The 12,929-nt window shown below is 38.4% G+C and carries 9 protein-coding genes and 1 pseudogene; 4 read left to right on the top strand and 6 right to left on the bottom strand.

Annotated features, from left to right (window positions below):
• Positions 1-15 precede the first annotated feature (15 nt).
• On the top strand, positions 16-2,895 hold the full coding sequence (locus G9371_RS09195; protein WP_029424799.1) for a valine--tRNA ligase: 2,880 nt from the start codon (positions 16-18) through the stop codon (positions 2,893-2,895).
• 67 nt (positions 2,896-2,962) lie between these two features.
• Here G9371_RS09195 and G9371_RS09190 read toward each other — a convergent pair whose 3' ends face one another.
• From G9371_RS09190 to G9371_RS09180, 3 genes and pseudogenes are all read right to left on the bottom strand, one after another.
• Complete coding sequence (locus G9371_RS09190; RefSeq protein WP_223237864.1) at positions 2,963-3,688, bottom strand: hypothetical protein; 726 nt, start codon at positions 3,686-3,688, stop codon at positions 2,963-2,965.
• Positions 3,689-3,780: 92 nt separating this feature from the next.
• Positions 3,781-4,797: pseudogene (locus G9371_RS09185) on the bottom strand (molecular chaperone DnaJ).
• 94 nt (positions 4,798-4,891) lie between these two features.
• Positions 4,892-5,797 carry an AEC family transporter gene (locus G9371_RS09180; protein WP_029424801.1) on the bottom strand — a complete coding sequence of 302 codons (906 nt, stop codon included), beginning with the start codon at positions 5,795-5,797 and terminating at the stop codon, positions 4,892-4,894.
• A gap of 116 nt (positions 5,798-5,913) precedes the next feature.
• Between G9371_RS09180 and G9371_RS09175 the strand changes: the two genes are divergently transcribed.
• The 3 genes from G9371_RS09175 (at position 5,914) to G9371_RS09165 (ending at position 9,139) form a co-directional block, all read left to right on the top strand.
• Positions 5,914-6,786: a LysR family transcriptional regulator gene (locus G9371_RS09175; RefSeq protein ID WP_029424802.1), complete on the top strand. Its 873-nt coding sequence runs from the start codon at positions 5,914-5,916 to the stop codon at positions 6,784-6,786.
• Positions 6,787-7,100: 314 nt separating this feature from the next.
• Positions 7,101-8,288 (top strand): ammonium transporter, encoded by a 1,188-nt coding sequence (locus G9371_RS09170; RefSeq protein WP_029424803.1) that lies wholly within the window; start codon positions 7,101-7,103, stop codon positions 8,286-8,288.
• 152 nt (positions 8,289-8,440) lie between these two features.
• Entirely contained in the window at positions 8,441-9,139 is a 699-nt protein-coding gene (locus G9371_RS09165; RefSeq protein ID WP_000184466.1) for a phosphatase PAP2 family protein, read from the top strand.
• Here the strand turns inward: G9371_RS09165 and G9371_RS09160 are convergent, their stop codons facing one another.
• Genes G9371_RS09160 through G9371_RS09150 form a run of 3 tightly spaced genes read right to left on the bottom strand, consistent with a single transcriptional unit; the run spans position 9,140 to position 12,838 of the window.
• Positions 9,140-10,474: a two-component system sensor histidine kinase PmrB gene (locus G9371_RS09160; protein WP_000559381.1), complete on the bottom strand. Its 1,335-nt coding sequence runs from the start codon at positions 10,472-10,474 to the stop codon at positions 9,140-9,142.
• A gap of 25 nt (positions 10,475-10,499) precedes the next feature.
• Positions 10,500-11,174: a response regulator transcription factor gene (locus G9371_RS09155; protein ID WP_000161505.1), complete on the bottom strand. Its 675-nt coding sequence runs from the start codon at positions 11,172-11,174 to the stop codon at positions 10,500-10,502.
• 14 nt (positions 11,175-11,188) lie between these two features.
• Positions 11,189-12,838 carry a phosphoethanolamine transferase gene (locus G9371_RS09150; protein WP_032009469.1) on the bottom strand — a complete coding sequence of 550 codons (1,650 nt, stop codon included), beginning with the start codon at positions 12,836-12,838 and terminating at the stop codon, positions 11,189-11,191.
• Positions 12,839-12,929 lie beyond the last annotated feature (91 nt).

Below are 12,929 nucleotides of genomic sequence, written 5' to 3'. Positions count from 1 at the left end.
TCGATCTAAGCTACTATGACTGACGCTCAAACCGCTCAAAATATTGCCACCACCTACGATCCAACCGAGATCGAAAAGAAGTGGTACAAAACGTGGGAAGAACAAGGTTACTTCAAACCTTCTGGTCACGGTGAATCATTCTGTATCATGATTCCACCACCAAACGTCACTGGTAGTTTGCACATGGGCCATGGCTTTAACAATGCCATTATGGATGCCCTCACCCGTTATAACCGTATGATGGGTAAAAACACTTTGTGGCAACCGGGTACTGACCATGCTGGTATTGCAACTCAAATGGTTGTTGAGCGTCAACTTGGCTTACAAGGTATCACTCGTCACGACTTAGGCCGTGAAAAGTTCATCGAAAAAGTTTGGGAATGGAAAGAACAATCTGGCGGCACAATTACCAAACAAATTCGTCGTTTAGGTTCGTCTGTAGACTGGTCACGTGAACGCTTCACGATGGATGAAGGTTTATCAAACGCCGTTAAAGAAGTATTCGTTCGATTACACGAAGACGGTTTAATTTACCGCGGTAAGCGCCTAGTAAACTGGGACCCTAAACTTCAAACTGCGCTTTCTGACCTTGAAGTAGAAAGCAAAGAAGAAAAAGGTTCACTTTGGCACTTTAAATATTTCTTTGAAGATAAATCAGTTAAAACTCAAGATGGCAAAGACTATCTCGTAGTTGCAACGACTCGTCCTGAAACTTTACTTGGTGATACTGCTGTTGCTGTTCACCCTGAAGATGAGCGTTATGCGCACCTTGTTGGTAAAAATATTGTATTGCCAATCACTGGTCGTTTAATTCCAATCGTTGCTGACGACTACGTTGAAAAAGACTTTGGTACGGGCTGTGTAAAAATCACCCCTGCTCACGACTTTAACGACTATGAGTTAGGTAAACGCAATAGCTTGCCAATCATTAATATCTTCAACAAAAACGCCGAAGTTTTAGGTGAGTTTGAATATATTGCCAAAGCTGGTGAACAAATTTCTAAAACCATTACTGCACCTGCAGACTACGCTGGTTTAGAGCGCTTCGAAGCACGTAAAAAATTAGTTGCTCAAGCGGAAGCTGAAGGCTGGTTAGACCAAATCCAACCGTATGACTTAAAAGCGCCACGCGGTGACCGTTCTGGTGTGATCATTGAGCCATTATTAACTGACCAATGGTACGTAAAAATTGCGCCTCTTGCAGAGCCTGCAATTGAAGCGGTCCAAGATGGTCGTATTAAGTTTGTTCCAGAGCAATACAGCAACATGTACATGGCATGGATGCGTGACATTCAAGACTGGTGTATTTCACGTCAGCTTTGGTGGGGTCACCGTATTCCAGCTTGGTACGATGCTGATGGCAACATCTATGTTGGCCGTAGCGAAGAAGAAGTTCGCGCGAAAAATAACATCGCGGCCGATGTTGAGCTTAAACAAGACGAAGACGTACTTGATACATGGTTCTCATCTGCACTTTGGACATTCTCAACTTTAGGTTGGCCAGAACAAACTCCAGAACTCAAAACTTTCCACCCAACAGATGTGTTGGTGACTGGTTTTGACATTATCTTCTTCTGGGTTGCCCGCATGATCATGATGACCATGCACTTCATGAAAAATGAAGATGGTTCATCTCAAATTCCATTTAAGACGGTTTACGTTCACGGCTTGGTACGTGATGGTGAAGGTCAGAAAATGTCGAAGTCTAAAGGTAACGTTCTTGACCCATTAGACTTGATTGACGGTATTGATTTAGAAAGCTTAGTTGCAAAACGTACAACTGGCCTCATGAACCCGAAAGATGCTGCGAAGATTGAAAAATCAACGCGTAAAGAATTCCCAGAAGGCATTAATGCTTATGGTACTGACGCAGTTCGTTTCACGTTCTGTGCCCTTGCAAACACTGGTCGTGACATCAAGTTCGACTTAAAACGTGTTGAAGGTTACCGTAACTTCTGTAACAAAATCTGGAATGCAACACGTTTCGTTCTGATGAATGTTGAAGGCCAAACTGTTGGTCAAGAAGCACGTCCTGATCTTTGGGAACTTCCAGAACAATGGATTATCAGCCGTCTGCAAAAAGCTGAAGCTGCTGTACACCAAGCGTTTGCAACTTACCGTTTAGACCTTGCTGCTCAAGCGATTTATGACTTTATCTGGAATGAATACTGCGACTGGTACGTTGAGTTAACTAAACCAGTTCTGAACGATGCAGAAGTTTCAGAAGAGCGTAAAGCTGAAGTACGCCGTGTATTGCTTGCTGTGATGGAAGCTTCTTTACGTTTAGCTCATCCATTAATGCCATATTTGACAGAAGAAATCTGGCAAACACTTGCACCAATGCTTGGTCAAGGCGGCCCAACAATTATGACTGCTCAATACCCTATTCCTGAGCAAGCAAAAATCAATGAACAAGCTGAAGCAGATATGCAATGGCTTCAAGGTTTGATTGGTGCGGTACGTAACATTCGCGGTGAAATGGGCTTAGGTAATGCGCGTTTATTACCAGTATTACTTCAAAACATTTCTAATGCTGAACGTGAGCAAATTACTCGTATTGAAGCGTTGTTCAAAGCATTGGCTAAAGTTGAAAGTATTGAGTTCTTAGGTAAAGATCAAGAACCACCGCTTTCTTCTTCAAGTGTTGTAGGTCATGCATCGGTATTTGTACCAATGAAGGGCTTAATTGATCCTAAAGCTGAGCTTGCTCGTTTGCAAAAAGACTTGGATAAAATCCAAAAGCAACACGATCAAATTGCAAATAAACTTGCAAATGAAGGCTTTGTATCTAAAGCACCAGCAGCGGTTGTTGAAGGTGAAAAAGCGAAGCTTGCTGAGTTTGCTGCGCAGTTAGATAAAGTTAAAGCGAATATGGAGCAAATTGCTGCGCTTTAATCTTTAAAGTTCACAATTTAATCTGTAATATAAAGGGCTGATTATTCAGCCCTTTATTTTTCATAGTTTAATAATCTTGAATAACTTCTAAATAGATTTGGTCGTACTCAGTATCGTAAAAAAAATCACATCCTACATATTCGGTTATCATTTCGGATAAAAATCTAGAAGCTAAGTCATGCTCAGCAACATATTCATCCTCAAAATAATAACATTTATAACAATCTGCCCATTCTTGAATATCACCGTTCGCATCTAATAAATCATTAGCTTTAAGTCCTTCAAGATCTAAATATTCTGATTCATCTTCCTCATTAAAATATTCAAAAAATACAGGTGAGTTTATAATTTTTTGCTCTAATTCAGATAACCTACCTTCTATTTTAAAATCATCGACCATCTGAAAAACCGAGCGTACAAACTTCCCATACTGAAAAAATGAATATCCATATGTACCACCACTATCATAAGCAGCAAAAAATAATACCCATTCTGTTAAATTACTTTCTTTAAATCGCTTTGCCCATAATGAGTGATCATCCATTGCAGAAAATAAAAAATCTGCATGATAAATTATCAATACATTATTAAAAATCTTTAAACTTATACAATTATCATATCGCGTATCAAAATCCGTTCGCTCACTCAAACTAACAACATTAATAGTTCTATTCTTCCAACCTGAAACTAACTCTATTGCATTTTCCATTGTCCCATTAAATGGTACAGCTAAACCACCAGCACTTATTCCCATAAAAAGTCTCTTTAAAATTTTATTCAATTCTAAGTTCAATCAACACTCTTAAACAATCAAAGCACGAACAGAGTTTGGGGATAGAATATGTTATGTTCCCTTTCTTTTTAGAAGAAGATTTTAGGGAGAGGTTATAGAACCCCATGTCCCAACAACATCTCTACCCCCCTCTCTTTTTTCATATGCTTTAAGCGTTCCTTTTCCCACTTCACCTGCTACTTTAACTCAGCACAGTCAGCATCTACAGCTTTATAAATATCACTAATATGTACATGCTCTGCTTTCACATTCTTTGCTAACTGAAACGAATCTAAAATCTCACCAATTTGACTTTCAAGTTGCTGACTTTGTGCATCTAAAGCCAGTTTATAAAACCGCAACTGCTCGGCAGATAAGTCTTTAGCACCTAGCCCTTTATTCTGTTCAAGCTGTAACTGGAGTTTGAGTAAATAAAACAAATCCTGCTTTTCATAGGCCTGACTGGCTTGTTGGAACAACTCAGTTTTTTCCTGTTTTTTTGTTTCATCTTGCTCACGGTCTGGGTGAATCATCGCGGCAATTTTTAAATAAACTGTTTTGAGTGACTGGGTAGCCATCTGCTCAGCTTGTTCACGTTTCTGTTGCTGTCTTTGCTGTTTAGCTTGTTCTCGCGCTTGTTGTTGCTCGGCTGTATACTTTTCAAATTCTTCTTCTAACTCTGCACGTTGATCAACACTTTCTTCATATTCAGATTTTATTGGCTGCACTTTTTTATTCTTTTTTACCGACTCTCCTGCATGCTGCTGATAAAAAGTATCGATCTGCTTCACTAACTCCAACTGTTCAGCAGACAGCATTTGGGAGCGCTTCAACATTTGCGCAAGCTGGGCAATTTTTTCATCCAGTTGTTGTATGTCTGCTTTGGAAAACTCATGGCTATGTAATATATTCCAAAGTTGCTCTAACTGCTGAAATAGCACTGTATGTAAATCGTTATATACAGGCATCAGTTTTTGTCGTATGTATTGTTGAATCTCAGCTTGTGCATTTTGCCATGTGCTCAGACTAACTTTTTGCTGTTCTATTTTATCAATCAGGCGATTCAGTTTTTTCTGCTGTGCAGATGGTTCAGACCTTTGCTGCAAGCTCACTTTGAGATCAAAGGACATACTCATCCACCCGAAAAAGAAAAAAGTGTAGCAATAATTATATGAGGAAGGTAGCCAGCATTCTTTAAGTGTTAAAAAGCCTAAAATTTATATCTTAAGAAATCCACCAAATGACCAGTGGTAAAGTCACGGCGGCGCATAAAGTTTGAAAGCTAATCACGGCTGCCATGAGCTGACTATCTCCACCCAAAACTTTGGTTAAAATGTATGAAGCAGAAGCAGTTGGTAATGCAAAGAAAATAACTAAAATTTGTGTTTGCAAGCTTGGTAAACCATACCACGTACAGACCGCGTAAGCCAAAGCAGGAACTGCTAAAAGTCGTGCAAACGTGTCTGCTGCCAATACCATAATGTCTTTTTTAATTTGCATAAACTGTAAAGCTGCGCCAACACATAACAACCCTAGTGGCAGACTCGACACTGAAAAAAGCTTAATAAACTGAGTAAAGCCTTCCCAAATTGGGATATGAAGTGCATTGACTGCTGCCCCAACCACACACGATGCAATTAAAGGATTTTTAAGAAGAGCAATCAAAACAGGTTTAATTGCCATGTGTTCTTTAGAGGTTAAAGCAAGCACCGAAATAACGTTCACGAGCGGAATGCAAAGTGCCAATAAAATTGCCAGAATTGCCATTCCTTCACTTTTAAAAAGCGAAGTGACTAAAGCCAAACCAATATAGGTATTAAAGCGAACCATACTTTGTACATGCACACCAAAACTTGCGGGTGGTATGTGCCAAAACATTCGAAGTATGTATAAAAAAGCGGTCACTGCTAAAACCACAATTAACATCGCAATGATGGCTGTACTCAAGCTTTTTAAGTCAATTTTTGCAGTCGAGAGCGTACTAAAAAGCAAAGCAGGAAATAAAATATAGTAATTCAGCTTCTCTGCCCCTGCCCAAAACTCTTCACTAAAAAAACGATATTTTTTAAATAAGTATCCCGATGCAATTAATGCAACTAAGGGAAAAAGAGATAAAACAATACTATTCATTTCTTTACTCGAGTTTTGTTGGAGCTTGCTAGTTTGGGAACTACCTTGGCTTACTCATATATTAAAGATAATGAAAACTCATGATAAAATGAGTTTTTACTCATAATAAGTACAACATGACATTTACCCAGCTTGAAATTTTTGCACTCATTGCTGAACTAAAAAGCTTTACTGCTACAGCAGAAAAGCTGGGAATTTCACAATCGGCAGTTTCCCATGCGCTTAAATCATTAGAACAACAATGGGGTATTAACCTGATTTCAAGATCCCAAAGCGATATTGAGCTGACGACGACAGGTCAGCAGTTATTAATCCATGTAAAAGAACTATTGAGTATTTCTGAAACTTTAGAAAAAGAAGTAGCTGCCATTCATGGTTTAAATGAAGGCACATTACGTATTGGTTCTTTTGGAGCTTCATCATCTATTTATCTATTGCCTGAAATTTTAGAAGCCTTTCGGCAACGCTACCCAAAAATCGAAATTTATATTGATGAAGGTGAAGATAAAGAAGTTGCCCAGTGGTTACTAGAAAGGCGTATAGAGGTTGGTTTTTTGATTATGCCAGATGAGCGATTCGATACATTCCCCTTAATTGAAGATCGTTTTGTGGCCTTAATTCCGAGTGGTTACCCGCTCGCGCAGCAACTCTATATTGATCCAGCACAATTAGAAAACTGCCCTTTTATTATGACAATGGCAGGTAGTCGTCATCAGGTCGAATTAATTTTAAAAAACTTTAATGTGAAACCCGACATCAAATTTTATGTTTCACAAATTCTAAGCATTGTGAGTATGGTTCATAACCAGTTAGGGATTTCGATTGTCTCTGATATGGTGATCACCAAAGAGCTACTCTCGCTTTATCCAAACGTAGTTAAACGCCCATTTAACCCGAACCTTAAACGTTCTATTGGTCTTGCAGTAAAAAATAAGAAACACATCAGTCCAGCCGTAAAAGCATTTATTGAAGTTGCTCAAGAGGTTTGATCTGATCATTAATTAAATATAGATAATTTTTGAAAATTTAATAATGATCTCTTTCAGATCAATTTATCAACATATTAGATGACTTGTAACGTAAAAAGCGCCCTTATTGCCCTATCTTGAATAAATCAACGCACCATTTATCGCCAAAATCCCCTATTTCAATCCAAATTGGTGCGCTTATTGCATATTCACTTTTATGCAATTGAGTTTGTTTCGACAAACTTAGGTTTTTAGATTCCTTAAATCTATTTTGGTGCAATTTACAGACCCAGATTTGTTCCAAAATGGAATTTAGCACTTTTTTCGAGCATGCTATGCAAAATGTAGATCTATTTTTCTTATTACTTGGTGCAGTTTTGGTTCTTGCCATGCACGCAGGTTTTGCATTCTTGGAACTTGGTACAGTTCGCCACAAAAATCAGGTGAACGCGCTTAGTAAAATTCTGACTGACTTTGCCCTCTCCGCAATCGCATATTTCTTTGTTGGCTACTACATTTCGTATGGTCAGCACTTCTTTCATGATGGTACGGTTTTATCCAATGATCATGGCTATAACCTTATGCGTTGCTTCTTTTTACTCACTTTTGCTGCGGCCATTCCCGCCATTATTTCTGGCGGTATTGCAGAACGCGCAAAAATGCGTTCACAAGCGATTGCCACACTCGCATTGGTTGCACTGGTTTATCCGTTCTTCGAGGGAATGGTCTGGAATGGCAACTACGGTCTGCAAAAGTGGTTAGAAACAACTTTTGGCGCAGCTTTTCATGATTTTGCCGGTTCAGTCGTAGTACATACTATGGGCGGTTGGATAGCACTTGCTGCTGTCATTTTGTTGGGCGCACGTTCTGGCCGTTATAAGAAAGATGGTCGTGTAAGTGCTCACCCACCTTCTTCTATTCCATTTTTGGCGCTTGGTTCATGGATTTTGATTGTAGGCTGGTTTGGCTTTAACGTGATGAGTGCACAGCGTGTTGATGCAATCTCCGGTCTCGTTGCGATTAATTCACTTATGGCAATGGTCGGCGGAACGATTACAGCAAATGCGATTGGAAAAAATGACCCTGGTTTCTTACACAACGGTCCACTTGCGGGTTTAGTCGCTATTTGCGCAGGTTCTGACATTGTTCATCCAGTCAGTGCACTTGTGATTGGTGGTGCAGCGGGTGCTATGTTCGTGTATCTATTCACCTATACCCAAAACAAACTCAAAGTTGATGACGTTCTTGGTGTCTGGCCGCTACATGGTGTATGCGGTGCATTTGGTGGTATTGCCGTAGGTATTTTTGGTCAAAAATGGCTAGGTGGTTTAGGCGGCGTATCATTCATCTCTCAGCTCATCGGTACAGCACTCGCGATTGCTATTGCACTGGCTGGCGGTTTCATTGTTTATGGCATTCTTAAAGCGACCATTGGCATTCGCCTATCTCAAGAAGATGAGTTCCGTGGTGCAGACTTATCTATTCATAAGATCTCAGCAAACTCTGAAGAAGGTATGTTTTAATACTTTCTAAAGTGCTTAAGGCGACGATACTACTCGTCGCTTTTTTATTTTTTATGGAAAATTGAACTTCTTTCACCAGTATAGTTTAAGAGCAATTTAAGGTTAATTTTATGTAATTAGTCGCACCTATTGTCGATTGATATTGCATCAGAATGACTAATCAAAAACTTTTTTTCCAAATTAATATTCTCTTTCTTTTTTTCAGTTTTTTTATTCTTCTATTTGTATTTCCAGTCGGTGGGAAAATTGATATGTACCTCATCCAACCTTGGATTGATTCAACAGGTCATTTTTTCAATCGGGACAATTGGTATCTTGAAAGGCTTAATCATGAAATTGTAAAACAAATCATCACCGCCGTTTATGTTATCTTTTTTGGTTTATGGCTTGCGTCATTTAAATTAAAAAAATTAAAACCTTATCGCTGGCAATATGGCTATATGTTTTTTGTCAGTATGCTCGGTAGCAGTATAGTTGGCCTAATAAAGTCACAATCTGCTCACGCCTGCCCTTGGAATATGGTTCACCCTAATACTTTAGGAAGCTATATTTGGGACTTTAGCGCTAAACATGGCCATTGTTTTCCAGGCGGTCATGCAAGTGCAGGTTTTATTTTAATGACAGGTTATTTTGTTTATCGTCTTGAACAACCTAAACGTGCTTACTTTTATTTATTCTCCGGTATTTTATTAGGTTTCATGATGGGTTGGGCGCAAATGATGCGAGGAGCACATTTCCTAAGCCATAACTTATGGACAGGCTGGGTCGTTTGGGCAATAAATATTTTATTTTATGCGATTTGTATTCATCGTTTTGAGTTCGAAAAACAAGTGAAACAAGAGCTTACGTAATCACGCTCTTGTTTCATGTAAATGTAAGACTTTAGGTAATTTTACTAATACAGAAAGACCGCCAAGCTCCAAGCTCTTATCGAGAGTTAAAGTCCCACCAAGCCTTTGAGTTGCACGATCTACAATAGATAAACCAAGGCCGCTTCCCACCTCAAGATGGTGGTGTACGCGATAAAAACGCTTAAGGACTTTATCGTAATTTTCAGGATCTATTCCTGCACCGCTATCTTCAATTTGAATACATGCGTAGTGATCTGGATCGGTATAAACTGAAATATTAATAACACCCTGATGCGGGGTGTACTTAATTGCATTATCAATTAAATTAAAAATAATCGAATGTACAGTAGGTTCAATACTATGCATTTCGATGGGTTCATTTCTAACAAAACCTAAATCGATTTCTTTTTGCATAGCCAAGTTAACCAACTGCTCCACACAATTTAATGCCACATCATTGAGTTGAAAATATCCAGTAGGCTCGACCATACTTAAAGTTACATCTTGCTTTGCCAATGCTAAAAGCTGAGTCACCAAATGTTGAATACGTGCCAAACCTTTGCTTAAGTTTTGCAATGATTCATGCTCGGGGAACTGACTTAGCAAAATCTTGGTTTGTAAGTTCAATGCAGTCACAGGTGTTCGTAGTTCATGAGCAGCATCGGCAATAAATTGCTTCTGTTCATTTTGAGCTTTAGAAATTCGCTCAAAAAGACGGTTCATTTCGTCAATAGTAGGTAAAAGCTCTTGAGGATAATCATGTACTTCAATTGGGGTGAGTTCTTCGGAATCGCGTTCTTTTAACTCATTTTTAAAATCATCTATTGGTTTTAAACCACGACGAATAATGGCTGCTAAAGCAAATATTGCAAAAGGTAAAATAATTAAATATGGAATAAACATACTGCCCGCAAGCTCCCAAGCGAAAGCTTCACGAACCCTCTCTTGCTGACTGACCTGAATCTGGTAATCCTTCAAAGGTAAAACATAAGTTCTGACTATACCTTGAGCGGTTTTATGGGAATAAAATCCCGCTTGCTCAACAGGTGGAACCAGCAAATGTAAATGATGAGACAAATGGGCCTGATCCTTATAAGCCCAAATATCGATAAACAGATCTTCTTCGTGGTAAGTTTTATGAAAATCAAACTTACTGCTTACAGTTTTTAAAGGGTGCTCAGCTGTTCTTTCCGCTAAATACTTCATTTGAGTATCTAGAATTTCATCGACTTCTTGAAGTGCAACCTTATAAGCACTAAAAATTAAAATACAACCTAAGATGACACTGAAAATTGAGGTGCCCCAAATCAGTCGTTTTTTTAATGAATAATGCACTTTTATGAAGTCCCGAAATTTTAAATTATGATTGCCCCAAACGGTAGCCCAGTCCTCGGATGGTTCGGATAAAATCTTTACCCAGCTTCGCTCTTAAATGGTGAACATATACTTCAATCGTATTACTGGTCACATCACTATCAAAATCATATAACTTATCTTCTAAGTTGGCTTTAGAAAAGATTTTATTTGGGTGAGTCATAAGTGGAATTAAGATTGCCCATTCACGATTTGATAGATCAATGCGTTGACCTTTAAACGTCGCAATATGCTGTTCAACATTTAAAACCAGATCGCCACTTTCTAATAGTTGATCTTGACTCGCAAGTTGAGCTTCTACTCCACTACGGCGTAGTAATGCATGAATACGGGCAAGTAACTCATCAAACTCATAAGGTTTAATTAAATAATCATCTGCACCCAAATTTAAACCATCGACACGGTTTTGTAATTGATCTCGAGCAGAAATAATTAATACTGGTGTTGCTGCTCTTTGACGGATCTGCTTTAAAACTTGCATACCATCCATCATAGGCAATCCTAAATCTAAAAGAATAAGATCAAATTTAGTCTTCGCCAATTGAGCCAAACCATCTAAACCGTTATTGACCCATTCCACCTCAAATTGATGATATTGCAGCAACGTGATCGTTGATTCTGCAATCATAAAATCATCTTCAATCATCAAGATTTTTGTCATGTTCTAGGCTCGCTTTAGTTTACATGGGCACAAGAGTGCAACATGTCCAGTTGAGGGTTGATGACCTGAGTTTTTACATCCAGCAAACTTAACAAACTTGGGAATAAATTATCCTGACTTAACTTTTGTTTAGTTTGTTGGCTTAAACAATTCACTTGAGCAAGATTATGTTGTTTCCAACTTTCAGAGAACCACATAATCATTGGTACATGTGTTTGTTGGCTCGGTGCGATTGCATAAGGTGAACCATGTAAATATAAACCATGTTCTCCGGTTGATTCGCCATGATCAGATAAATACCATAAACCTGTCTGATATTTTGATATTTCTTTTAAAGTATTAATCATTTGGCTTAATACATGGTCTGTATATACGATTGTATTATCATAACTATTTAGCAATTCGGTTTGCGAACAGCCCTGTATCGCATTCGTATCACAAGTCGGTTTAAAGGGTTGATATGCCTCAGGCGCACGCTTGTAATATGCAGGTCCATGACTACCCACCTGATGCAAAACAATCAAACGTGGGCGATCATCATCTTTGGCAATAGTAGCCAAATACTGCTTTAAGCTGTCAATGAGAATGTCATCATAACATTCGCCATCTTTACACCATTTTTTCTTTAAGTTTTCTGGAGTCTGGTATTGTTCAACACGATCACATGCACCTTTACAACCCGAGTTATTATCAATCCAAGTCACTTGGTAACCCGCACGTTTTGCAATATCTAGTAAACCTTCGCGGTGACTGGCTAATTGCTCATCATAATCTACACGTGGCATACCCGAGAACATACATGGCACAGAAACCGCTGTTGCCGTACCGCATGAGCTCACTTGCGAAAAGTTGAAAATATCTTGTTTAGAAAGCTCCGGATTCGTATTTTTTGCATACCCATTTAGAGAGAAACTTTCGGCACGTGCCGTTTCACCTACAACAAGTATCATTAACTTAGGGAGGTTCTTTTGTACTCGCTGAACTTGATGAGCATCTTGTCCATATATCACAAGAGGTAGATTTTTCTTCGGAGCCTTCTTATGATAGTAAGACATAAGCGATGAAATACTATTTTGCGGTGAAATCATCCCTTTTAAATCACGATGCTCACGAAATATTGCAGCGAAATCGACATAGTAAGTAAAAAGTAAAACACCAACCACAGCAAATGAAGCTACCAGTGAAAATACTTTCTTCAATAACAACCGTGATACTTTTTCTTGTTTAAATTTAACCTGAGTAATTAAAAAAATGGGTAAAATAACAAAAAAAACTGTCCATAAAACAAAGCGTAAAGAGATTAAATCGGTAACTTCCGACACATCGGTCTGCACCATATTTTGAATTTGGTCGGGTGAAATAATGACACCCAATGTATTTACAAAATAAGAGCTAAAACCACCAATAAATATCAATAGAATTGCAAAGATTTTGGCAGTCCATTTCCAATTTAAGATTTGTAAAACCGCATAATAGGTAGCAACAAGAATTACGAGAGTAGCAGCTAAAAACAAAATAGCCTTTACTCCAAAATATGGAGTTAAAGTATGGACTTGATGATAAAAACCAATATTTAAAATTGCACCTAGCCAAATGGCTATAATGAGATTAAACATAAACAGGGAAATCTGTTTATTTCTTAAAGTTGAAAAAAAATTCAGCATCGTGAGTGACTACAATCTTTTTATGATGCTTTAATGTAGAAATTGAAACTTAAAAATGACTTAAATAAAAAATGATCTAATTCAAAGGCCT

This window comes from Acinetobacter sp. EKM10A (genome assembly GCF_011075215.1).
Taxonomy (GTDB): Bacteria; Pseudomonadota; Gammaproteobacteria; order Pseudomonadales; family Moraxellaceae; genus Acinetobacter; species Acinetobacter baumannii.
Note: the sequence above shows the minus strand (reverse complement) of the source record. Positions and strands in the feature narration are given on the sequence as shown.

Bases quoted from the DNA above. Each gene is read 5' to 3' on its own strand.
- G9371_RS09195 (WP_029424799.1), top strand. From the start codon at position 16: ATGACTGACGCTCAAACCGCTCAAAATATTGCCACCACCTACGATCCA.
- G9371_RS09180 (WP_029424801.1), bottom strand. From the start codon at position 5,797: ATGAATAGTATTGTTTTATCTCTTTTTCCCTTAGTTGCATTAATTGCA.
- G9371_RS09175 (WP_029424802.1), top strand. From the start codon at position 5,914: ATGACATTTACCCAGCTTGAAATTTTTGCACTCATTGCTGAACTAAAA.
- G9371_RS09170 (WP_029424803.1), top strand. From the start codon at position 7,101: ATGCAAAATGTAGATCTATTTTTCTTATTACTTGGTGCAGTTTTGGTT.
- G9371_RS09165 (WP_000184466.1), top strand. From the start codon at position 8,441: ATGACTAATCAAAAACTTTTTTTCCAAATTAATATTCTCTTTCTTTTT.
- G9371_RS09155 (WP_000161505.1), bottom strand. From the start codon at position 11,174: ATGACAAAAATCTTGATGATTGAAGATGATTTTATGATTGCAGAATCA.
- G9371_RS09150 (WP_032009469.1), bottom strand. From the start codon at position 12,838: ATGCTGAATTTTTTTTCAACTTTAAGAAATAAACAGATTTCCCTGTTT.